The sequence below is a fragment of the Formosa sp. L2A11 genome (assembly GCF_009796865.1).
Taxonomy (GTDB): Bacteria; Bacteroidota; Bacteroidia; order Flavobacteriales; family Flavobacteriaceae; genus Formosa.
In genome coordinates, this window is sequence record NZ_CP047028.1 from 3458496 (window position 1) to 3483080 (window position 24585).

Genomic DNA, 24585 nt, shown 5'->3' on the forward strand with positions numbered 1-24585 from the left:
ATAAGATTAACTCTTAGTAACAACCATTTACTACCATAAAATCCGAACATCTTTTGGCCATTCCTTCACATCTGTATAAATTTCATTTCCTTTTTTAAAGGTGCTATTTTCCATTTTTACATCACATTTTAATAATCCCATATCAATGTTTTTATTATTAAAGGTACTATTAATGACATATGAATCTTTAACAGATCTCCACATTGCTCCCCAGGTATTGTTTACAACCTCGCAACGGTTTAGAATAACTTTTTGAGGTGCATATTTCGAGTTTTCGGTGTAATGAAACTTATCGTAATAATTTTCGCAAGGGAACCACATGGCCACCCGACCACACCCGGAAATATTATATTTATGAAGAAAAATATAACCCGCTTCTTCATGGTCTGCTTGAATACCATTTCCTAAACAATCTTTAATTGTACAACGTTGCGCTAAGACAAATTCGCAAGAGGTATATTTATTTCCTTTTCCTAGTACAGGATAAGACATATCGCAATCGGATTGTAAAATGTATTTGTTATATAAGAAATACACATTATGATATAAACCTCCAGCAGAACCATTGTATTGAAAATTACAATTGTCCATAATAATATTATTGGTACGTTTCATATGTACACCTTGTGCCGACCAATCTGTAACATTTATATTTTGAAGCATCACACGTGTATGTCTACTTTCGTTTCTACCTCTAATTAATATACCATTCGCTTTTCCTTGACGGTTTCCTTTTAAAGTTAAGTCCTTAATCACTAAATCTGTGACTTGTGGTTGGGCTTCAATATTAAATCCAGTTTCCTTTAAATCCGGGGCTTGCTGAATTATTGTTACATCTCGACCTTCACCAACAAGAGTTACCAATCCTTTTAACGTAATGGTTTTATGTAAAAGATGAATTCCTTTTTTTAAGAACACCACACCTCCTCCTTCAGCATTCGCCTGATCTATTGCAGCTTGTAATGATTCTCCTGGGTTAACTGTAATCACATTATTAAGCCATTGTTTTGGATACTCGACATGCTTAAAATTATCTTGCCATTTTTCAGACATTATGGTTTTTACTTCAGTTTCTACAGTTACTTTTTTTAACTTAAATGCACTCTGCGCATGACTTAATGATGTTACAATAATTGTAACGAGTATTACACATAACCTCACTAATGAATTCATTTACACTAATTTTATAATTTTTCTACAGAAACATAATACGCACCTAATTCCTCTTTATTATCTAAAGTAAACCATGTTTGAAGATTGGTTTTCCCTGGCTCTAAATCTATTGTAAACTCTACATATTCTTGACTCGCATCTACGTCTTTAACTTCTTCTTTATCTTGAATTTTAATTCTCGCTTTTTCAATATTTAATGCTTTTCCTTTTTTACTAGCGCGTACACTAGTTCCTTCAAGAGCAGGACGAATAGGTGCTTCAGCATTTAACGCTAAATGTGTTTCTTCTGGATAACGACGTAATTTTAAAGTGTAGGCTCCTGATTCTGATACTTTTAGTAACCAATACCCATTATCGATAAAGCCTTCTCTAATATGTCTTTGATGCCAAGGACTTGCTGCTTTTTCTGTATGCCAATCATGACAATATAATGTTGTAGGATTCTCTGCTTTGTCCCCTACATAAATACGTGGCAAAACGCTATATCCTGGTAATAAATCTGCCCACCATGTATCATAAGCAGCTCTAAACTCAGCCATTTTTTCTGGATACTGATCTGCAATATTAGTACGTTGTTCAGGATCGGTTTTTAAATCGTATAATTCTGTACCATCTACAACACGCCATTTGCCTTGCATAAGCGACGTTCTTCTCCAAAATTCTGGTACATCAATACGTTGTGAATTTGTAATTACAATACGATCTTTAAAGTTAGAATCGTCTCCGTTTAATAAAGGTTTTAAACTTTGTCCATCAAATTTAATATCTTGTTTCACTTCTAAATCACATAGATCTATTAAGGTAGGTAACACATCGTAATGAGCCGTTAACGCATCTATATCTTTACCTACTGTTATGCCTCCATCTTTCCAATGGATAAATAACGGAACACGATGACCACCTTCATATTTACTGGCTTTAATACCTCGCATACCAGCATTAAATCCTTTAGTAACGAAACCATCTAAAAGATTGTCTGTTTTAGGAATTTGAGCTCCTGCAGATGTTCCGTTATCGGTCATAAAAATTAAAATAGTATTATCCATTAATCCGCTTGTATTTAAATACTCAGTAAGCTTCCCTATATTTTCATCTACATTAGCAATCAATCCATAAAAGGCTGCATTTGGAATGTTCTCGTTGTCTTTATATGGATCTGAATATTTATCATCTACAAAATACGGTGAATGTGCAGCATTAGTTGGCAAATAACAAAAGAAAGGTTTGTTTTTAGCTTTATTATCAGCCATAAATTTCATAGCTTCATCAAACCAAATATCTGTGCAAAACCCTTCAAATTTTTCTAATTTTCCGTTATGGTGATATGTATCATTAAAATAATCGTTATCCCAATAATCCATGGTTTGCTCTATACCGCCACCTCCAAGAACTAGTACTTCTTCAAAACCTTTATCTTGAGGTCTAGATGGATAATTATCTCCTAAGTGCCATTTTCCAAAAATTCCGGTAGCATAACCATTGTCTTTCATGATTTCTGCCGCCGTAGTTTCATGCTCTAAAAGTATAGAACGGCCATTTACCGTATGCCAAACTCCTGCTCTGTTAGCATTGTGTCCTGTTAATAAGGCTGCACGTGTTGGGGCACAAGTTGGATTTACATGATAATCTGTAAATCGTGCACTCGTATCGTGCAACGCATCGATATGTGGTGTTTTTATATATGGATTACCTAAGGCAGCTATATCTCCGTACCCTTGATCGTCTACCAAAATTAATATGACGTTTGGTTTTTCTTCTTTAATAACTTCAACTTTTTTCTCTTTTGAAGAACAAGAAGACAGTGCTATTAAGCAACATAAAATTAGAAAAGAATAAGTGGTTGGTTTGAAATTATTTTTCATTAGAATATTATTATTTTAATATCAAAAAGTTAAAATCTCTTATTTCTACTAAAGTATTATTTAATTTAAACCATACATATAACTTATGATTCATTCTATATAAGTTATGCTTCATTTACAACAATTGTTAGCATTCTAATTATATTTAATAGTTATATTGAATTAATTGTTTTGTACTAACAGCTCATTTAAATACGTTGGATAATTTGTACCACCTCCATCACTTCTCGTGATAGAATCTCCAAAACACATAATGTTTTGATCTGGCCTTGAAATTAAGTAATCTGTTACAAAAAAAAACGGATGTGGTCTATAATGTACTGTAATAAATTCTAAGTATTCGGTTTGATTATTACTCATATTCTCTACAATTAGAACACTAGTCTACTGACCACCAATTGGAATAAGATCGCCGATTATTATTAAAAATCTGAGCATCTGAAGTATTATTTTGTATCGTAAAATTATAAGTAATGCTATCGTTTGCTTTTGCAGCTTTAGACTGCTGAACACTACATAAAATAAGGTTTTGATGTTATCCTAAGCATAGGTCCTCATGCTAAATAAACAGATAATAAACACTAACGTAATACGTTTCATAATTTGGATTTTTAAACTTTTACTGTCTGATTATAATTTATTATTACTTAGAATAATCACACATTATTTAACACCTCCTTCAATAATAATTTTAGCATCATTTGGATCTGTTTTTTGTTTTCCCGTTAGTAAATAGATTATCATACCTGCATCTGAAGGATCAAAATCTCCTTTTTTAACACAGATTAGTTGTCTAGAATACAACCAATCTAATTGTTTTTGAATTTCTTCTGAATGATTACGGATTGGAGATGTTTTAATCCAATCGAATAAGGCTTTGGGGGCTTTCATACCATTATAATCATCTCCTCCATTTTGATTAGCAATTCTATCTACAATCAGCCCTTTAGATTCAAATTTATCTTGTATTTCTTTCCATGTCCATCCCGAATGATGTTCCCAATCATATGGTTTATCAGCATGATTATCATTCCAATTTGAATGTGAAATAATACGAACAAATTTTAATTTAGAACCATTTGCTTTTTCAATTGCACTCCCAACCACATGCATAGGTCCTGCAGCAATAATAGTTAGCGGATTTTTTTTTGTAGATTTATTAATTTCCTTAATAATTGCTTTTATCGCTTTTGTAGAATCTTCTACAGCTTCAATAAAATTAGAATTCTTAAAATTATAAATTTCTTTACCCTCTAAAGCACTTATACGCATTTGTTCTTTTCCATCACTTTTATTATGATTACTGCCCCAAATGTGGTCGCTAAACGTATATACGGTTAATTTATCTTGCAAATTATGAGCGGCTAATAAAGCGAGTGTAAATGGTGTTGCAGCCCAATCATCGTGATCATGTTCATTTCCATCTGAACTCACTACAATTCTACCAATAGTATAAGGTATAGTTTGTCCGTAAAAAAAATGTGGTATGCTTAATAACATGCATACAAAAAAAATGGTTTTAAAATATCTCATACATTTAATTTTGAAGATTTAAACTTTCAGTATTTCTAGTAGCATTCAATTTTTTTAATCGTAACAAAGCTTCCATATAATAATAATCTGCATAGATGATAGAAGCATCAACTTCTGAGTTACGTGGATGATTTCCTGTAGAATACAGTAACAAGGCTTCATTTGTCTCTTTACTTAAATAAGCCTCTGAAGATAAAGTTGTAATAAAGTGTTTCGCTTGATTAAAATATTTTTCTTGTAGTTTTTTATCTTTTACTAAGGTCGATAATTCTAACATCCCGCAAGCTGCTACTGCTGCCGCTGATGCATCTTTAGGTGCATTCGGTATTTTCGGATCATCGAAATCCCAAAACGGCACACCATCTTCTGGTAAATTTTCCAAATATTTATCTGCTAATTTTATAGACGTTTCTAAAAACTCTTGACGTCCCGTTTCTCTATACGAAAAAGCAAAACCATAAATTCCCCAAGTTTGACCGCGTGCCCACATCGAATCGTCGGCATAGCCTTGATGGGCAACATCTCTTAGAAATTCTCCTGTTTCATCATCAAAAGATCCTAAGTGATATGTTGAATAATCAGGTCTAACTAAATATTTCATTGTAACTTCTGCATGCCTTTCAGCAATATCATAAAGTCTCTTATCTCCTCCATTTTTAGCAGCCCAGAACAACAACTCTAAATTCATCATATTATCTATAATCGTATTGTGAGGATATTCTGGTTTCATTGGACATGAATGTATAGTTCCTACTTTAGGATTGTATAAAGTTGCTAAAGTATCGGCCGCGGCAAGCATGACTTTTTTATAAGCTTCGTTTCCGGTTAAGCGATAGCCATTTCCAAAACTACAATATACTTGAAATCCGATATCATGATCTGATGCCTTTGAATAGGCTATAGTTTTTAATGGCTCTGTAAATTCTACTGCCGCTTGTTTAAGACTTTCGTCTCCAGAAAATTCGTAAACATACCACAATACACCTGGCCAAAACCCACTGCACCAATCACGCACACCAACTAATTCCCATGCTGATTCTCCTTTAAGAATTGTTCTAGGAAAACTGTCTCTTACTTTTATAGTATTAATAGTTTGACTAATCTTTTCGGTGTTTGCTTGTAAAACCAGATCGACATCCGAGGTTGTCGATTCTTTTTTTGAATTACCAAAACTGGTTAACATGAGAGCAACACATGATACAGTAATAATTTTCTTAAAATATTCATGTTTTATATTTTGAGTTTGAGTTTATTTTGAATCGTATTTTCACACCTTTAAAAATAACTTTTCAAATAAAGAATACCTCAAAACTATTACTCAATATCTAAAAATTATAGTCCATTTTTTATAAAATCACCACTAAAACACACTAAAAAACAATAGTTTTAAAAATATCGCATTATAATTTGTCTAAAAATTGCCACTTAATCATTTTTCATATAATACACCGTTAAATAGGGCCTTAAAAACAGCTTTAAAAAGTGAGAAAATTTGATAAAAAAAAGAGATCATCATATATTTATACGACGATCTCAGTTTAAAAAGTATTGAAAATTTTTATATTATAAGATAAAAAAATGTGTGAGAATTTTATGCATTTCTATTTTAATTAATGTATTCTATAGTGGTATATTCTACTAAATATTTGATAAAATGAAATGAAGCCTGACACTTAACACGTTCTCTAACAGATATTATCAATATTTAATTATGTTTTCTTAAATACTAATCATTTGAACACATAAACAACATTTATATTAATACGTTAAGTATAAATTATTAATCTTTATTAAAAACTTAAAACTCATTTAAAAGGTTGTAACTATATAATTATAGAAAAACAGATTATTTTTTAAAGTAGCCTGTTTTGCTTTATAATTTAAAAAAACTAAATATAAAATTAATTCTAAAGTATAGATTAATTTATCTGCTCAATCAAGACCAAACTCCAAGGACTCATCTCTCTATCAATATTTAATTTACCATTTTCACCTACAGTTATAATTTCAGTCTTTAGGCCTTCAGCAGCTTTTTTCATGACTTTAATTTGCTCGCGCGTTGGTGGTTCTGGTTTACCCATGTTTTCCCAATAATTATAAATATTACCATGATCTTTATCTAAAGTTTCCAACTTAAATTGAGTTCCTGGTTTTAAATCTGAAATACTAAAATCTAATTGGCGTGGGTTTCCATTTTCATATTTCTCGATTTTTTTAATACTTGACGGCACCGCTTTGTAGTGATCTTCTGGATAATTATAAGCCAACGCCACAACTTTACCATCAGTAGATTTTTTACTGACAAACAAATACTCATTTTTATACAATTCTTCGTCTCCTAAATGATGTAACATTCTATATGCATGATATGATGGCTTTACTAAACCTTGATAATTTATCATTCCAAAACCACCATGAAAGATGCTTTCTGCTCCTCCTTTTTCTTCAAAAATATCGGTAAAAGTCCAAAATGCTAATGAATTGGTTAATCCAATACAATCTAAATTTACTTTAGCAATGTACGCTGCAGGTGGTAAAAAGTCGTGCATCGCATCTCTACTATTCGGACTTGTATTCCATTCTGTTAAATGAATTTCAGCATTTGGATATGCACTTTTCTTAACCACTTTATTTAACCATTCGATATCTGTTTTCGTAGAATTTACAAAACGAGAAAAATCTTTTCCTGCTCCCGTAGTTGGGTTAAACGGATAATCTGTTGGATAAGGGTGTGTAGACACAAAATCTACTGGAAGTTTTTCCTTTTCACAATACGCCAAGAAATCTTCAATCCAAGCGCCTTTCCATTCTAAATCGTTAATATTATCTGCTGTAAACGTAATCAGATCTCCATCTCTACTTTCTACTTCGCCATCATAACGCCCATCGGCTACAAAATTACTACTTGAAGGTCCGCCAACTTTAAAACGATTATCTACAGCTCGTACAGCTGTTACAGATTGCTTATACAACTCAAAATATTGAGATTTTGTACCATCAAAAAAGCCATAATGTAAATTTGGTTCATTCCAAACTTCAAAATACCATGTTAATACTTCATCAATTCCGTAACGATCTACACAGTGTTGTGTAAATGCTTTCACCAAATTATGCCACTCACCAAATTTAGATTCGTCTGGCGTAATATTGGCTTTCCACCAAAACTGTGTTTTACTATTTTCTGCAGCTAAAGCTGAAGGAAAGAAAGCTAACTCTACAAAAGGTTTCACATTTAAATCTAACATTCTGTCGAATAAATCGTCGATATATTGCCAGTTATATGTGTACACTCCATCTTTTTCAAACACGGGAAACATATCGTCATGAAATATCCCGTGGAATCTTACAAATTCAAATCCGCAATTGTCTTGCACCATTTCTAATTGTTCCAACCATCCGGCACGTAAACCTTCATTTGCACGACCAGCACCTACGCTTTTACTCCAAAAATGTTCAAACTTCTCACCTTGAGCTGTTGCTTTTACGTTGATTTTCTCCTGAGAGAAACCAAATTGAACAATTAAAGCCAAAAGCCCTGTAATTAGTATCTTCTTCATATCCTCTTAAATTTTTAATTTTTTAGTTTGTAATTTGTTTTAAACCTAGTTATCTTAAAGTGAGCTCATGAAACAAGTTCTGTGTGAGGCACTGTTTTAATTCTTATTCTTCGTCTTCAAAAACTTGTTCTAACTTTATGTAATCAATAGCTAAATTACCTTCAGAAGGATTCCAATCTTTCTTGAAAATACGCACCAAATTATCTCCTTCTTTTAAATTGACTATACCGAAATCAATTTCTGTAAAGTCTTTAGACTGAGAAAAAACAAATTCGCTGTATTCATGACTATTTATTAATACATCATGATTAGAGTCTCCTTCCGGCGAAGCATATCGTACTTTAAAACGATACTTTCCAGGTTTAGCCACTTGAGCTAAAATAGAAACGTGATCGTATGGATTATCAAAATTTGTTACATACCCTTTTCCGCTGTAACCTTTAATGTATGTATCTACGAAAACATTATACAATTCTCCTCCTGCAGCAAAACCATTTTCTGCTTCTAACTTAAGTGTTGTTTTTGTACGTTTTGCATTTCCTAAACCCTTTTTAGAAGGGACAATTGGAATGATATTTCCTTTCTTATCATACTTCAGGTAATCGGCCATTACGGAACGTGTTTCACTTAAACCACCAGACAACCATGCACTATGGTAAAACATCATATCTTTTCCTTTATACGTCACCGTTCCGCCGTGGTTGGTTCCACTCTGACCTTCAAAATCATCTATAAAAAGACCTTTAAACTCATACGGTCCTAAAGGTTTATCTGCAACTGCATAAAACATTTTTTCTGGCCAACGTCTAGGTGTTAATCCTGGATACGTTAAGTAGTATTTATTATCTTTTTTATGTACCCAAGGACCTTCAAAAACATAAGTTAATTGCGATGTCAACTCTATATATGTTTCTGGTTTTATAGACATTAAATCGTCATTTAATTCTGCTGCAAAACATTTTTTATCATGTCCCCAATATAAATATGGTGTACCGTCATCGTCTATAAACAGCGCAGGATCCTGACCAAATTCTACACCTTTAACATATCCTAAATCTGTGAATGGCCCTTGCGGAACATCACTGCGTGCAATACCTGTTCTAAACAGTCCGATTCCGGCTTCCTTCATACAATATATGATGTAGTAATTACCACGATAATAGGCCGCATCCATTGCCCAAGCATGACTTTCTGCCCATTTTACATTTTCTAAGTGTAAAATGCGCCCATGATCGGTCCAATTCACTAAATCGGTAGTAGAAAAGGCATGATAACCTGTCATTCCATAATGGTTGTTAGACCCCGGTTCATCATGACTAGTGTACACCCAAAGTGTATTCGGATCGTCTGGCCAAACATGCGGTGACGGATCTGCTGTAAAAACGCTAGTAAAGATTGGATTTTGTGCAAACCCAAATACGATATTAATTAGAATGCTTACTAAAGCTAATTTATGTCTCATTTTTATTTTATACTTAAAAACCAACTTCTATATGGTTACCATTAAACAGTAATAACTTAAAAAAACCATAAACTAATAATAAACAGTGTTTTAAAGAATGTTAATTACTAAATATTGTTTTGTTTATAGCTCATTCTCCAATAACCTCAACATTATTATTTGTTCCTAAATTAGAGATTAAACCCATTGTTTTTCCAGTGATTTCTATACTTTTATCTGATAATTCTATAGGAAACATCGTCAGATTAATAAGCTCAAAATCTGAACCTTTAAAATTGTTTTGCTTCGGAAAATTTCCGTGTTGTAAGCGAATATTATTTTTATCGCCACCTACTTTAATTTTCAGTCCATGTTCTACTCCTTGATTAGATCCTCGTAAAACAATTTTATGTTTACTTCCTCCTATATAGGCTACATTTCCCGATCCGTTATAATATGGTTCTGTAGAAGATAAAATGGTAATATCTGCATTATAAGCTTTGTCACTTTCGTAAGTTGAAGCATAAGCAGGACCATAAACCACATCTGCACGACAATTAACAACGTCTCCAGATCCTAAAGAGAATCCGTTTTCATTTCCTATAGATGTACAATTTTCTACATATTTTTTTCCGGTAGCATGAGCAAGCGTAACTGCTGTTCTCATGTGTTTTACCACACAATTTATAACTGTAGGATTAGAGGTTCCTCGTGTTATTATTTCACCATCAATGTGGGTTGTTCCGCCATCGTAAGCCCGAATTCCGGCTTCACCAGTACTCATCATATATCCAGCAGGAAGTTTATACCCCCAAACAGTCATGAAATTAACTTTATCTGCAGGACTTCCTGTTCCCAACTCGGCTAACATAGCATCTGTTTTTCGTACTTCTCCCTCAACATAGCATCCTTCAATTACAGGATTACTTGCCGCTTGCATAAAAATACAATGGCCATAACTTCTGTGCACAAATGTTGAATTTTTAAGATGATTAGATTCACCTCGCACCAAACACGCACTATGTTTTTGATGCTTAATTACAGAACGTCCACCTTTTCCAAAAGCATCTCCGTAACCGTAAGGAAAAGAACCTTTAGTTGTTACGTAAAACCCTTCAACTCTATTATGCGATCCATCCATAACAATATTTGTAGCTCTTCGGGTTGGTGCATCGTAAACAGAACCATCGTCTATAAGTGTTAAATTTTTAAGTACATTATTATTTCCTAAAATTTGAAGTTCATGAATTTGATAGTTACCATAAGCTTGTAATACTTTGGTTTCAATTTTAATAGTTACACCTGTAAAATCGTAGATACTATTATCGCCTTCAAAAAGCAATAACACTTTTGTTATATTTTTAATTTTAAGTTCTTTTTCATACAATCCGTTCTTAACATCTTCTACAGTAATCGTATAAACTCCAGGAGTCATTTTAACATGAACATTATCGTTGTCTAAATACGGTATTAATTCACTTAAAGAATGCACTATAGTTTGTGCATACAGTGCAGGGTTTATCACTAAAAATAGGCCACATAACAGCAATCTGAAAGCGTCGTTTAAGTTACTTTTTTTATTCATTTTCATAATCTTTAAAGCTTTAAGTTATTGTGCTAGTAAAACAATTACTTCTCCTACTTTTGTTTCAATATCATATTCGAAAACAGGTTTTAAAACCAATGCTTCTACTTTTGCTAAATTTGAAATTATAGGAGTTTTTATTTCTACTGATTGATAAAAGGGATTTATGTTTTTTCCTGAAGCTTTTGTTATTACTGTCTCTCCTTCTAATTTCAACTCATTATAAGAACGAATACGACATATACCTCCTAATTTAGATGTAATAACCGCTTTCACTACAGCTCCATCTTTCCATTGTAAATCTGTAATTTCAAATCCACCTCTTGCTCTAAGACCGCTTACAGCTCCGGATTTCCAAACGTCTGGAAGTGCAGGAATTAAATGAATAGCTTCATCGTGACTTTGCATTAACATTTCGGTTAAACCAGATGTAAATCCAAAATTACCATCTATTTGAAATGGAGGGTGTGCATCTAACATATTGGCATACGTTCCGCCTCCTTTTGGTGAATCTGGACGTCCAACTAATTTAATTTGATCTCCCATTAATACATACGCATGGTTTCCATCAAGTAAACGTGCCCATAAATTAATTTTCCAGTTCATAGACCATCCTGTAGAAGGATCTCCGCGTTGAATTAAAGTTGTTTTTGCGGCTTCAAATAATTCTGGATTATGGTAAGGTGAAATTAAATTAGAAGGATATAATCCATATAAATGAGAAACATGACGGTGTTTATCTTCAGGATGGTCTAAGTCTTCAAACCATTCTTGTAATTGATTATATTGCCCAATTTTCATTGGAGGTAATTGAGTTAAAGTTGTCTCCATTTTTTTAACTAACTTCTCATCTACACGCAACACTTTAGCTGCTGCAATTGTTTTTGTTAAAATATCGAACACCAATTGATTATCCATGGTTGTGCCTGATTCAATATTTACACTTTTAGGGCGTCCTTTAGGGGCATGTTCTGGAGAAATTGTTGGAGACATTACTAACCAACCACTTTTAGGATCTTTAGTTAAAAAACTTAAACAAAACTCTGAAGCACCTTTCATAGCAGGATAAACAGATTTTAAATAGTCTAGATCTCCGCTAAACATATATTTTTCCCATAAATGTTGCGCTAACCATGTACCTCCTGTTGGCCACATTCCCCATGTTGCACCATCTACAGGGCCGGTTATTCTCCAAATATCTGTATTATGGTGTGTTACCCAACCATCTGCGCCATACATGACTTTTGCTGTTTCTTGCCCGGTAACCGAAAGATCTTTAACTAACTGAATTAAAGGATCGTGCATTTTGGATAAATTAGTTACTTCTGCAGGCCAATAATTCATTTCGGTATTAATATTAACCGTATAAGCACTTTTCCATGGTGGTGTTAAATCCTTATTCCAAATACCTTGTAAATTAGCTGCTTGTCCGCCGGGTTGTGAAGATGAAATTAAAAGGTAACGTCCGAATTGAAAATATAATGCCGCTAAGCTAGGATCGTTAACTGTACTAAATGCTTTAATTCTAACATCTGTTGGTTTGTCTTCGAACTCAGAATTACCCAAATTTAATGACACTCTATTAAAGTAATTTTTATAATACGTTGAGTGCCTTTTTAATAACTGATTATAAGGTTTCTTTTCTGCTAGAGCAATATAGTTCGCTGCTTTTTTATGAGGATCTGCACTAACATCGTGATAATTCACAAAATTAGTTGCTATAGAAATATATAGTGTTACACTATTTGCTTTAGAAACCTTTAACGTATTGTTAGTTGCTTTTACACTTCCTCCTTCATTCACAATTTTAACACGAGACTCAAACTCGACTTTTCCTTTAATAGGCGCCGCATTTTTTAATCTTTTATTTAAGTTATCGCTTCCAAAACCAATCATTTTTAATACATCGTTATCTTCTGTAGTTACAGTAACTTTAGCTGGTTCTGGACGATCCATATCTGCTATAAAACTTAATTTTCCATCCTTATTTGCTGTTAATCGCATTACAATAACTTGGTCTGTAAACGATGTAAATAGTTCTCGTTTATATTCTACACCATTAGACGTATAGGTTGTTGTATTTACAGCATTCTCAATATCTAATGCTCTATGATAATTAGAATATGCGCCTTGATTTAAAAAATCTAGTCTTAAATTTCCGACCGTCTCGTATGGCATTCCATGAGACGTTTTAGAAATAATTTTAGCATTTGCTAGATTATGAGCTTCTTTATATTTACCATTAAATAAGAGTTCTCTAATTTTTGGAAGCGCTGCTTTAGCATCTGGATTATCGTTTCTGTGCGGTCCGCCTGCCCAAAGTGTACTTTCGTTTAACTGAATATTTTCATGCTCTGGAAGGCCATAAACCATAGCGCCTAAACGTCCATTTCCTAAAGGTAAAGCTTCATTCCAATCTGCTGCGGGAGCATCGTACCACAACTCTAATTTATGTTGCTCTTTTTCTGTTACTAGATTATCTTGTTTCTTCTCAGTATTTGTTACACAGCTACATAAGCTAAAAAACAACATTATAACCAGAACTCCTGAAACATGAATCTGATTTACATATTCTGCGATATGGCTCCTCTGTATTCGAAATAAAATAGGTTTTACTAAAATCATTAGTCTATTTTTATTTAGTTTGTTTGTCTGTCTTAATCCTAAGCAATATCGTTTATATATTAATTTTTCAATATAAATTAGAGGTCTTTGAATATAAATTATGATGTACTTAAGCCTATAATTGTAAACAAGACAAATTTTTCTAAATACAAACAAAAAAACCTTGAAGTTTTTACACCTCAAGGTTTCCCTACTATAATCTCAATCTTAAATAAATAAACTGAGTCTTTTTCTATATTTTAATTTGCTACTGTAGGAACCCCTTCTCTAACTTCTTTTTCCCAAAGTTCTAACTTTTTAATCATAATCTTTACACGATCTTGATTTGCATCTGCAACATTATGTGTTTCGGAAATATCTTCCCTTAAATTGAATAATTCTACTTTTGTTTGGTTATCTGCTCTTGTTTTAACCAATTTCCAATCGCCACTTCTTATGGCTTTGTTCTCTCTAAATATCCAAAATAAATCCCGTTCAGGAAATGCTTTTCCTTCTATTAAATGATCTTTAAAACTCACGCCATCTATATTAATTCCTGATGGTTTTCCTTTAGCAAAATCTAAAAATGTTGGTAAAAAATCCATGGTTAAAATTGGAGTGTTATTTACTGTACCAGCTTTAAAATACTTTGGAAATCTCATAATAGCAGGAACACGATGTCCTCCTTCATAAACACTAGCTTTAGCACCTCTTAGCACACCATTATCTCCACGTTTTCCTGCGGCTCCATTATCTGAACAAAAAATAACAATTGTATTTTCTTCTAAATCTTCATTTTTAACAACTTGCATTAAATCTCCTATAGTTTCGTCCATGGTTTCAATCATGCCTTCATAAATAGATTGAATACTGTCTTTAGGTACTTTTCTTATATATTTTTTATTTCCTACTTCTCTAACAGGCTTATCATATCTACCTTGAATAGGATAATGAGGAGATTCTTGAGCGAGATATAAAAAGAAGGGTTGCCCTGTTTTGTTGGAGTTATGTGTCTTGATAAAATCAATTCCATAAGTATTTATTAAATCTGTGGAATAGCCATGATCGTTTTTAACTGTATTATTTTTCCACCAATCTAAATACCCTTCTTGATCTACGTGTGCATGATAATCTATATTTCCACTTACAAATCCTGAAAACTCATCAAAACCTTGATGTGTAGGATTAAAAGTCTCTGCATAACCTAAATGCCACTTTCCATACATGGCCGTTGTATATCCTAAACGTTGTAATTCTTCTGCAAGCGTAATTTCATCTAAACTCAATCCAACTTCACGATGATCTGCTGCAGTAATAACTCCTTCAATTCCTGTTCGTTGTTGATATTTACCAGTCATTAATGCTGCTCGAGTCGGACTGCATAATGGCCCATTAGAATGAAAGTCTAAAAACGTTACGCCTTGCGAAGCCAATTTATCTAAGTTTGGTGTTTTAATCTTAATACTACCATAACTGGATAATTCTCCATAACCCAAATCGTCTGCCATTATTAAAATAATATTAGGTGGCATGTCTTGTTTTTGTTGAGCAAAACCAACCGTATAACAGATTACTAAAACGCCTAAGCATAGCCATTGGAAAAAAGGATTCTTTACTTTATTAATTTTCATTTTAATATATTTTAAATTACGACATCAAGTTTTAGAACCTCTAAAAACATAATAATCCCAAACATCTTTTTTCCCCCAACGTTCAGGATTATTACTAATTCAACACAACGACAATATCGTTTTTATATTCGTTTTCTGATATAAATTATAGTCCAATTACTATAAATTATGATTGTTAAACATAGAAATAATCATATTTAAAGATTCTCTGTTTCATTTGTTACAATACAGACAAAAAAAATCAATATTTAAACAGCTACTGTTTTGTATTTTCTACTTGTAAATGAGATAATATAAAATGAGTAGCATAATCGTTTAACTCTCTTATAGACGGAGAAATGTTTAATCCATTAAAACTATGTCCTGCATTTTTAATAGTCAATAATTCAACATCAGCGTTTTTTTGCTTGGCAACTTCCATCATATATGTTGAATTAATAATTGGCAATACAGAATCTTTATCACCATGTAATAACAAAATTGGAGGGCTATCTGCTTCTAAAAGTTCTGTCGGACTAAGTAAGCGAGCCAACTCTGGTTTCTCTTCTAAGGTTGCTCCTAAAAGTCTAACAAAAAGTGTTTCGTCCTCAAAAATAGAACCAGGACGTAATTTTGGATTTAAGCATGACGTGAATGGAAAATATGATGCCACACATTTAAATTCCGGATAAAAACCGGATAGTTCTGGATCTCCTAAAAAATCAGAATTCTTACCCAATGCTGTAACCAAACTAAGATGTCCGCCTGCCGAACCACCCCAGATACCATAATATTCTGTATCTAATTTATATTGCTCGGCATGCTTTAAAAGAAATTTCGCAGCATCCTTTGCGTCTATAACAGATTCGTAGGCTGTAGATGTGCCTTTAGCTTTTCTATATTCAATAGTTGCACAAATTACACCCTGATCTAAAAGCGATCGTAATGTTTCTAGATATGCTTTTTTTAAAATATTATATTTATGTCCGCCGGCCCAACCACCACCATGTACATGAAGCATCCATGGATTTTCTGCTTTTAATTTAGTAGCATCTGGATAAAAAATAGTCATGTTTAGTTCTAGACTATCAACCGTTTTATAAACTACAATTTCTTTATTAGGAAATGTGTTTAAAATCTCATCCTGAGTTTGTGCAAAAAGGAAGGATGGCGTAGCATAGAGACATAATATTACCACAATTAACTTCATGATTTTTTGATTAAAACAGCTTACTTTCATAAATTTTATATTTAAAATATTTGTTTGAACAGATACAATATTGAATGATATTAAAACACTTCAATTTTTTCTTTTAGATGAATATCTTCTGAAGAACTACCAATTAAAATTTCAAAAGTTCCTGGCTCTACAGTCCAATTCATATACTGATCTAAAAGCTCTAAATCTTCTGGTTTCAAGGTAAAATGAATGGTTTTAGTTTCCCCAGGCAATAGATGAACACGTTCAAATCTGCGTAGTTGCGATTCGTAAGTTGTTACGCTACTCACTTCATCTTTTAGATATAATTGCACTACCTCATCTCCTGCTCTTTTACCTGTATTTTTTACATCGAAAGATACCTCTATATCACTTTGAGTATGTGTTGTTTTTTGATTCACTACCAAATTATTATACGCAAATGAAGTATAACTTAATCCATATCCAAACGGATATAACGGACCTAAAACACGTGTATTTCCGTAACCATTTGGTCCTGCTCCTAGTTGTCCTGCTTGCGATCCTGGTTTATAAGGAAAGTTTAAGGGAATTTGACCAACCGATTTAGGAAATGTAACCGATAATTTTCCGCCGGGATTATAATCTCCAAATAAGGTTTCAGCTATAACTTCGCCTGCTGCCGTACTTGGAAACCAAGCTTCTAAAATGGCAGGTAAGAATTTATTTTCCCAATTAATGGTAAGCGGCTGACCGTTGATTAATACTAAAACCACAGGCTTTCCTGTCTCATATAACGCCTGAACCAATTGAAATTGACGTCCCGGAAGTCCTAAACTCGTTCTAGATTTGGTTTCTCCTACACGCTTTTCATCTTCGCCAACAACAGCAATGATTATATCAGATTTTTCGGCTTGTGACACAGCTGCAGCAATACTTGCTTCTTCTGATCTAGATAAAGGCGTAGGAATAATTTCACTTCCTGGCCAATCTGGATCTACAATATCACAGCCTTTTACAAAGGTGACTTCAGCTTTATTTTTTGTGTAACTCTTAATCCCTTGATATACGGATGTAGATGGGTTATGAGCTGGCCCATAACGACTATATGTAAAACTTACCTCGTCTGCTAAAGGTCCGGTGACTAAAATATTTTTTAATTTTTTGACATCTAATGGCAGTAAATTATTATCATTCTTTAATAGCACTAAAGACTCTCTATTGATTTGTTTAGATAAGGCTTCATCTTTTTCTGTATGCACTAAATCGTCTGAAGCTTTTGGGTTTTCAACATACGGCTTATCGAATAATCCTAATCTAAATTTCACCTTTAAAACCTCAGCAACTCTTAAATCTATTGTGTTTTCAGAAATTTTTCCTTCATGAATCAATTCTCGCAATGGCTCTATGTAAGATTCAGGTGTTCTAAATGTTGTACGGACATTTAAGCCAGCTTCTACAACTTGCCTTACGGCTTCTTTATAATCTTCAGCCACATGATGTTTTTCAGAAACATACTCAACAGCCTCACTATCTGAAACTACGTAACCATTAAATCCATACTGCTGTCTTAATAAATCTGTTAAAAAATAAGAACTTGCGGTTACCGGAACACCATCATAATCGTTATAACTACTCATTACTCCCATTGGTTTTGCTTCATTTATAACTCGTTTAAACGGATATAAATGTAACTGATGCATTTCTCTAGGAGCAACATGCGGATCTGTACGAGCGTCTCCATCTCTAGCTCCTTTTGGCACACTATAAACCGCGAAATGTTTTAAAGTTGCTGCTACATTCTGAGATTGAATTCCCAAAGTCATTTGCGAACCCATTTCTGCAATATGAAACGGTTCTTCTCCATAACATTCTAACACACGTCCCCAACGCGGATCTCTGGCAACATCTAAAATAGGTGCATATACATTAGTATATCCCAACGCTCGTGCCTCTCTACCTACCATCATACCTGCCTGAAGTACCAAATCTTTATTCCACGTACTTCCAATCCCAATGGGTGCTGGTAAAGGCGTTGCTTTTTCATGACATAAACCATGTATACCTTCGTTAGTAAAATCTACAGGAATACCTAATCGTGTTTCCTCTACAAACCATTTCTGAACGGTATTTATTGCCTCGGCATGTGTGCTATACGGATAAGAATATTTTGTGTGTGTTTTTTCTTGATTCCATATAGTGTTTAAATGTTCATCTATGTTAGCTATACCATCTTTCCAAACACGATTTTTCCATGCTTCTGTTGGTAATTCATCTTCTAATACACGAGCAAAACCATATAAAGTAGCCATTTGGCATGTTTTCTCATCGATAGTCATTAATGAAATCAGATTAGACACTCTATCGTCTATATCTGCTTTAGGATCTTCATACACATCTTTTTTTCCATTTTTATTAAAATCGACCCAATCGTTATGATATATGTTAGCATCATTGCTTATAAAAGTATCCTGTTTTTGAGCAAATACAGTAAATTGTATGGTAAGTATACAACACACTAAAACTAAGTTTTGCTTTATATTATTAATGCTATTAATTCGTTTCATATCTATACTCATTTTACTATACTTTCTTTTTAACTCAATATCAAACGTCTATACATTATCGATTTTAAATGAAAAAAAGTTCAGAATAACTTCTGAACTTTTAATCTAAAAGCAACAACAAATACCAAACTTATTCACTTTTATAATTTTATAATCCGCTTAGAAATACTTCTACTATTATCTTTAATATTTAAAATATAAAAGACTACTAGATAAATCTGAAACATTAAATAAAGTTAAGTGTTACTCATTTTTTAAATTGTTTCTATCTAAATTAATGTCTATTTAAAGGTAAAAAACATAGAAGCGTAAGTCTATAAATTATAGATCAATAACTATTAATCATGACCTATTTAACAATGATTCTCCTGGTTAAACAAGAAAAAAGTAAGTAAATTCTAAATATGTAAATTTTGGCTAAACAAAAGGAAACCATAACAAAACGATTATTGTATAATTAAAGAATTGCAAGACACATTAATTTATAATGTTTTAAAACACAAAACATATATAATAACTATTAAGCATACTACACTTGTTTATTTATACCCTCTTTTAATATTATGTAGAAGTAATACTGATTGAAGATAGCATCAAACTCATAACATAAAAAAAAGCATGTCTCTTTTTTTAATATAAGAGTGACATGCTTTTAAGATTACAAAAATGCGATGTTATAAACTTAGAATTTGAGACAAATTAACTTTCATTTTCTGAAACCTCTTTCCTGTGTTTTTCTACATATTCACTTGGCGTCATATTATATAATTCTTTAAATGTTTTCCCAAAATAAGCGGCAGAATTAAACCCAGACATATGTGTTACTTCTTTTATGGTATTGGCATCATTAAGCAACAATTCTGAAGCATATTTTAAGCGTATTGTTCTAATAAAATTACTAGGATTATGTCCTGTAATAGTCTGTATTTTTCTATAAAACTGAGAACGCCCTATACCAACTTCTTTTAATAAATGTTCTAATTTAAAATCGGGATCACTAATATTATCTAAAATAATTTTTGTGGTTTTTTCTAAGAAAGCTTCATCTATAGAGTTATTTGTCATTTCCTTAGACGGAATTACGGCTCCTAGTTTTGAAAACTTCTCTCTTAAAATACGTTTTGTTTCTAATAAATTAGAGATTCTAGCTTTTAAAACGCGCATATTAAACGGTTTACCTAAATACCCATCTGCACCTGTTTTATAACCTTCTATTCTATCTTCTTCTAAAGCACGAGCTGTTAATAATATAACCGGAATGTGGCATGTTTCGAACTCTGATTTAATTTGTTTACAAAATTCAAATCCGTCCATTTTAGGCATCATAACGTCACTAACAATAAGGTCTGGATAATATTTATTTACCATTTTTAAACCTTCTTCCCCATTAATGGCTTCAATAATATCATAACGCGCACGTAATTCATTTTTTAAATGTTCTCGTAATTCCTTATTATCTTCTACAACTAAAATTTTGCATTTATCTTTTACTTGAGACACTTCACTTTCGTCTACGTGATCCTGATCTTCAGAGATAAGCATATCGTACTCTACAGACTTCATAGAATTAATTAAGAATTCATCTTTTACATCCTTAACTACACTAGTTTCTGCTTTTTTGTTATAAGGAATTCTAACTACAAACTTACTTCCTACACCATATTCGCTTTCTACAAAAATTTCACCACCGTGTAATTCTACTAATCCTTTACAGAAATTAAGTCCGATTCCTGTTCCTGTTTTATTTACATCGACATTATAAAATCTAGAAAACACTTGTTTAAGCTGATCTTTGTCTAAACCAATCCCTGTATCTTCTACAATAATCTCTATATAATTTGTTAAGCGTTTAGAATGTCTAAAAAAACTAGAACTCTTTTTCTTCTCTAAAACTTTATTTATGGATACGCTTATTTTGCCACCATTATTTGTGAATTTTATAGCGTTAGAAATTAAATTGGTTAGTATTTTTTCAACTTTATCAAAATCGTAAAATGAATATAATCGATCTGTTGTAGAAGTAAATGTGTACCCTATATTTTTCTTAAGTGCTAGCCCTTTAAACAACGCAAAAATGTCGTTACTAAACTTAACAATATCTCCTTTTTGTAATTGCAACGGAGCCATTCCTACTTCCATTTTTCTATAATCGAGCAATTGATTTACTAAATACAGTAAACGTCGGGCACTACGCTGAATAGATTTTGCAGAAGATTTTACAACACTTTGATCATTATATCCGGCCATTAATTTATCTAACGGATTTAAAATTAAAGTTAACGGTGTTCTAAACTCGTGAGATACATTAATGAAAAATTCTAATTTCATCTGATCGAATTCATGCTCTTTTTCTTCTTTAATTCTATTTGTAAAATACTTATTTAAATACCATAAAGACACAAGGAAAACGATTGCGTAAATGGTATAAGCTGTCCAGGTTTTCCATGGAGGAGAATTAAGACGAATGCTCATAGATGTTATTGGAGCACTATCCCAATCGCCATCTACCGTTGCTTTAACCTTAAAAGTATATAGTCCTGGCTGAAGATTAGAATAGTTTACAAGCCGGTTAGTTCCTGCATATATAAAATCGTCGTCTAAACCTTCCATTTTATAAGCATATTTTACTTGCTCTTGGTTTTTAAAATGAAGAGCTAAATAATTGAATGACAAATTGGTTTGCTTATAATCTAAGACTAAATTTTTAATATCTGAAATGGTCTCAGTCAACACAAATTTTTTATTAATGCGCTCTCCCGTTTTAACATACTCGTTGTTAATTTTTAAACCCGATATTCTTGGATATAATTTTTCTGACGAAGTCATGATAATATCAGACGGTTTAAAAATATTAAATCCGTTTATTCCTCCAGCTAGAATACGACCATCTTTTGTACGATCTATAGATTTACTTTGAAACTCCATACCCTGAATTCCATCGTGTGTATTAAAATTCTTAATACTATTGGTTACTGGATTTATAAAGGACAGTCCGCTTCTGGTTGTAACCCAAAAATTATTATTAAAATCTTCTCGTATTCCTGTTATTAAATTATTTGGTAATCCATCTGTAGTAAAATAAGTTTTTACTAAGTTAAGATTAGAGTCTAGTTTATAAATACCTATATCTGTTCCTAGCCAAATATTATGCATTTCGTCTTCGGTAATATCATTAATACGGTTTCCTGAAATTCCATCTATATTAACTTCACCAAATTTAATAGTTTCAGGAATGCTTTTGCCAAGACTACCTAAATTCACATAATTTAAACCTAAAGATGTTCCTACCAACAAACGGTTTTTTGAATCTATAAATAAAGAGAACACAAAATTACTTAACAGTCCTTCTTGCTTGTTTTTACCAATTTTAAAATGATGAAACGTTTCGTTTTTTTTATTAAAAACATCTAAACCTTCGTCCCTCAAACCTAACCAAACTCTATCTTCTTTATCTTCTATACCTGTCCAAACTGAATTTTGACCAATTGTAGAACTAAAATTTTCAAGATGATAATAGCTTTTAAAAGTTTTGGTTTCGGGATTAAATTTACTCACACCGCGATCTAAAGTACACACCCAAATATCTCCATCGTTCCCTTCAAAGGTGTACATAATCTTATTAGAACTTAACGAACTACTATTATCCGGATCGTGACTATAAGCAGTAAAGGTCGCCGTCTCTTCATCAAAATAATTTAATCCGCCATTGTAAGCTCCTAACCAAATACGTCCTTTAGAATCCTGAAGTACAGATTGTACAATTTTTTGATTTAATCCGTTTGGTCTTCCTTTCTGATAATAATAATGACCGAAACTAGATTTTTTTACATCTAACTTACTAATTCCTTCATTGTATGTCGCAATCCAGAAAATACCTTTTTCATCTTCTATAACATCAGAGACTTGATTTCCTGGTAATGAAAATGGATCTGAAGGATTATTGACAATGTTTGTTAATTTCTCTTTCTTTTTGTCGTATAAAAAAATTCCAGAGCCATCGGTAACAATCCAAATTACGCCTAAAGAATCTTCATATAAAGAATAAAATGGAATACTTTCTTCTGTTAAAGCAAGTTGCTTAAACGTCTTGGTTGCTTTATCCCAAATAATAATATTTGATAAATCGTTACCTATCCAGAAATCGTTATCCGAATCTATAAATAAACGTTTCGGAATATGATTTAGTTCGTAAGGCTTTTTATGTTCTATAAAAATACGTTCAAATAAACCGGTTATTGGATTATATTTATTTAAATGCTCTCCATTAGTTTCTACCCAAATAAATCCATCTTTGTCTTTATCTATAGAATTAATGTTGTTGTTATCTAGTGTGTTTTCGTTATCTGCATCGAAAGCATAATGTACAAGTTCTAATCTATCTACCTGACTAGAATCGTCACTTAAAATTAACTTTACTAAACCATCGCTAGTACCTACCCAAACAATATTTTCTACATCATCGTATAAAAGCGTGTTTATTATTTTTTTGGGATTATTAAGTTTTAAAGGTTGATTGAATAACGGAATATGTGTAAACAATTTGGTATCGCGATGGTAGAAATTTAGTCCGTTATTTGTACCAATCCATAGATTTTCTTGTTTATCCTCCTGAATGGCATTTATTCGGTTATTACTTATAGATGTAGAATCGTTTAATAGCGGTCTAAATATCTCGAATTCATAACCATTATATTTATTTAAACCATCTATGGTACCAAACCACAAAAAACCTTGACTATCCTGAAACACCTCTAAACACGTACTACTAGAGAGGCCTTCTTCCGTATTTAGGTTCTCAAATTTAAGGTTAGAATACTGTCCAAAAATAAGATTACAACAAAAAGATAATACAATTAAACATAAATTCTTATTCATCCTACAGCTATTTTGTCAATCACGTAAATTTAATAAAATTTAATAAAAAATTAACTTTAGCCATCGTCAAAAAACAACCAAAAAGCGCTAAAAACGAATAAAAATTCAACAAAAACACACTTATAAACCTACAGGTTAATCGATTACATTATTAATTATTTTTTAATAAATTTTCAAAAAAAATTACATTACTATAAAATTGGCAATTTTTATAAGACTTTCTATAGAATAACTCCATTATTTATCTCATATATTGGACTTTAACCATATAATATTGATATTATACATGGTAAGAATTACAATGAGATGAATTATGCAACTCCAAAATCGGTAATTACAGAAACTATGAATGACATGAAAAATAAATAAGAATTAATCACACCTAATGAATAACTACTGGATTTACTCATTTTGATACCGGAGTATTACACCATTTCAACACGTCCGAAACATAGATTCTGTCTGTTCTCTTATTCCAACACATCTGTAATATGTATTAATAATACGCTCTAAACAATAGTATAAATTATGATCTTCTTTAAATGCATTACCCCAATGTGACACTAAACTAATTTAAGAATGATAAGAAATAAAAATAGAA

General features: G+C 32.2%; 13 protein-coding genes. All 13 read right to left on the reverse strand.

The window, feature by feature from the left end:
- Window positions 1–30: 30 nt before the first annotated feature.
- The gene (locus GQR95_RS15100) at window positions 31–1173 is read right to left on the reverse strand and encodes a right-handed parallel beta-helix repeat-containing protein (RefSeq protein WP_159023930.1); all 1143 of its coding nucleotides are present in this window, start codon (window positions 1171–1173) and stop codon (window positions 31–33) included.
- 11 nt (window positions 1174–1184) lie between these two features.
- Complete coding sequence (locus tag GQR95_RS15105) at window positions 1185–3035, reverse strand: arylsulfatase (protein WP_159023931.1); 1851 nt, start codon at window positions 3033–3035, stop codon at window positions 1185–1187.
- Between the two features lie 162 nt (window positions 3036–3197).
- The gene (locus tag GQR95_RS15110; protein WP_159023932.1) at window positions 3198–3395 is read right to left on the reverse strand and encodes a hypothetical protein; all 198 of its coding nucleotides are present in this window, start codon (window positions 3393–3395) and stop codon (window positions 3198–3200) included.
- A 303-nt stretch (window positions 3396–3698) separates the two neighbouring features.
- Complete coding sequence (locus GQR95_RS15115) at window positions 3699–4568, reverse strand: hypothetical protein (protein ID WP_159023933.1); 870 nt, start codon at window positions 4566–4568, stop codon at window positions 3699–3701.
- A gap of 4 nt (window positions 4569–4572) precedes the next feature.
- The gene (locus GQR95_RS15120; RefSeq protein ID WP_159023934.1) at window positions 4573–5751 is read right to left on the reverse strand and encodes a glycoside hydrolase family 88 protein; all 1179 of its coding nucleotides are present in this window, start codon (window positions 5749–5751) and stop codon (window positions 4573–4575) included.
- Window positions 5752–6487: 736 nt separating this feature from the next.
- Window positions 6488–8125, reverse strand: a complete 1638-nt coding sequence (locus GQR95_RS15125) for a glycoside hydrolase (protein WP_159023935.1) — start codon at window positions 8123–8125, stop codon at window positions 6488–6490.
- Between the two features lie 103 nt (window positions 8126–8228).
- Window positions 8229–9587, reverse strand: a complete 1359-nt coding sequence (locus tag GQR95_RS15130) for a family 43 glycosylhydrolase (protein ID WP_159023936.1) — start codon at window positions 9585–9587, stop codon at window positions 8229–8231.
- 130 nt (window positions 9588–9717) lie between these two features.
- Complete coding sequence (locus tag GQR95_RS15135) at window positions 9718–11151, reverse strand: hypothetical protein (protein WP_159023937.1); 1434 nt, start codon at window positions 11149–11151, stop codon at window positions 9718–9720.
- A gap of 24 nt (window positions 11152–11175) precedes the next feature.
- Complete coding sequence (locus tag GQR95_RS15140) at window positions 11176–13776, reverse strand: glycoside hydrolase N-terminal domain-containing protein (protein ID WP_233265946.1); 2601 nt, start codon at window positions 13774–13776, stop codon at window positions 11176–11178.
- A 239-nt stretch (window positions 13777–14015) separates the two neighbouring features.
- Window positions 14016–15386, reverse strand: coding sequence for a sulfatase-like hydrolase/transferase (locus GQR95_RS15145; protein ID WP_159023938.1), 1371 nt, complete (start codon window positions 15384–15386; stop codon window positions 14016–14018).
- A gap of 256 nt (window positions 15387–15642) precedes the next feature.
- Complete coding sequence (locus tag GQR95_RS15150) at window positions 15643–16605, reverse strand: prolyl oligopeptidase family serine peptidase (protein ID WP_159023939.1); 963 nt, start codon at window positions 16603–16605, stop codon at window positions 15643–15645.
- Between the two features lie 50 nt (window positions 16606–16655).
- Window positions 16656–19109, reverse strand: coding sequence for a glycoside hydrolase family 3 N-terminal domain-containing protein (locus GQR95_RS15155; protein WP_233265947.1), 2454 nt, complete (start codon window positions 19107–19109; stop codon window positions 16656–16658).
- A 699-nt stretch (window positions 19110–19808) separates the two neighbouring features.
- Window positions 19809–23984, reverse strand: a complete 4176-nt coding sequence (locus tag GQR95_RS15160; RefSeq protein WP_199269614.1) for a two-component regulator propeller domain-containing protein — start codon at window positions 23982–23984, stop codon at window positions 19809–19811.
- Between the last annotated feature and the right edge of the window lie 601 nt (window positions 23985–24585).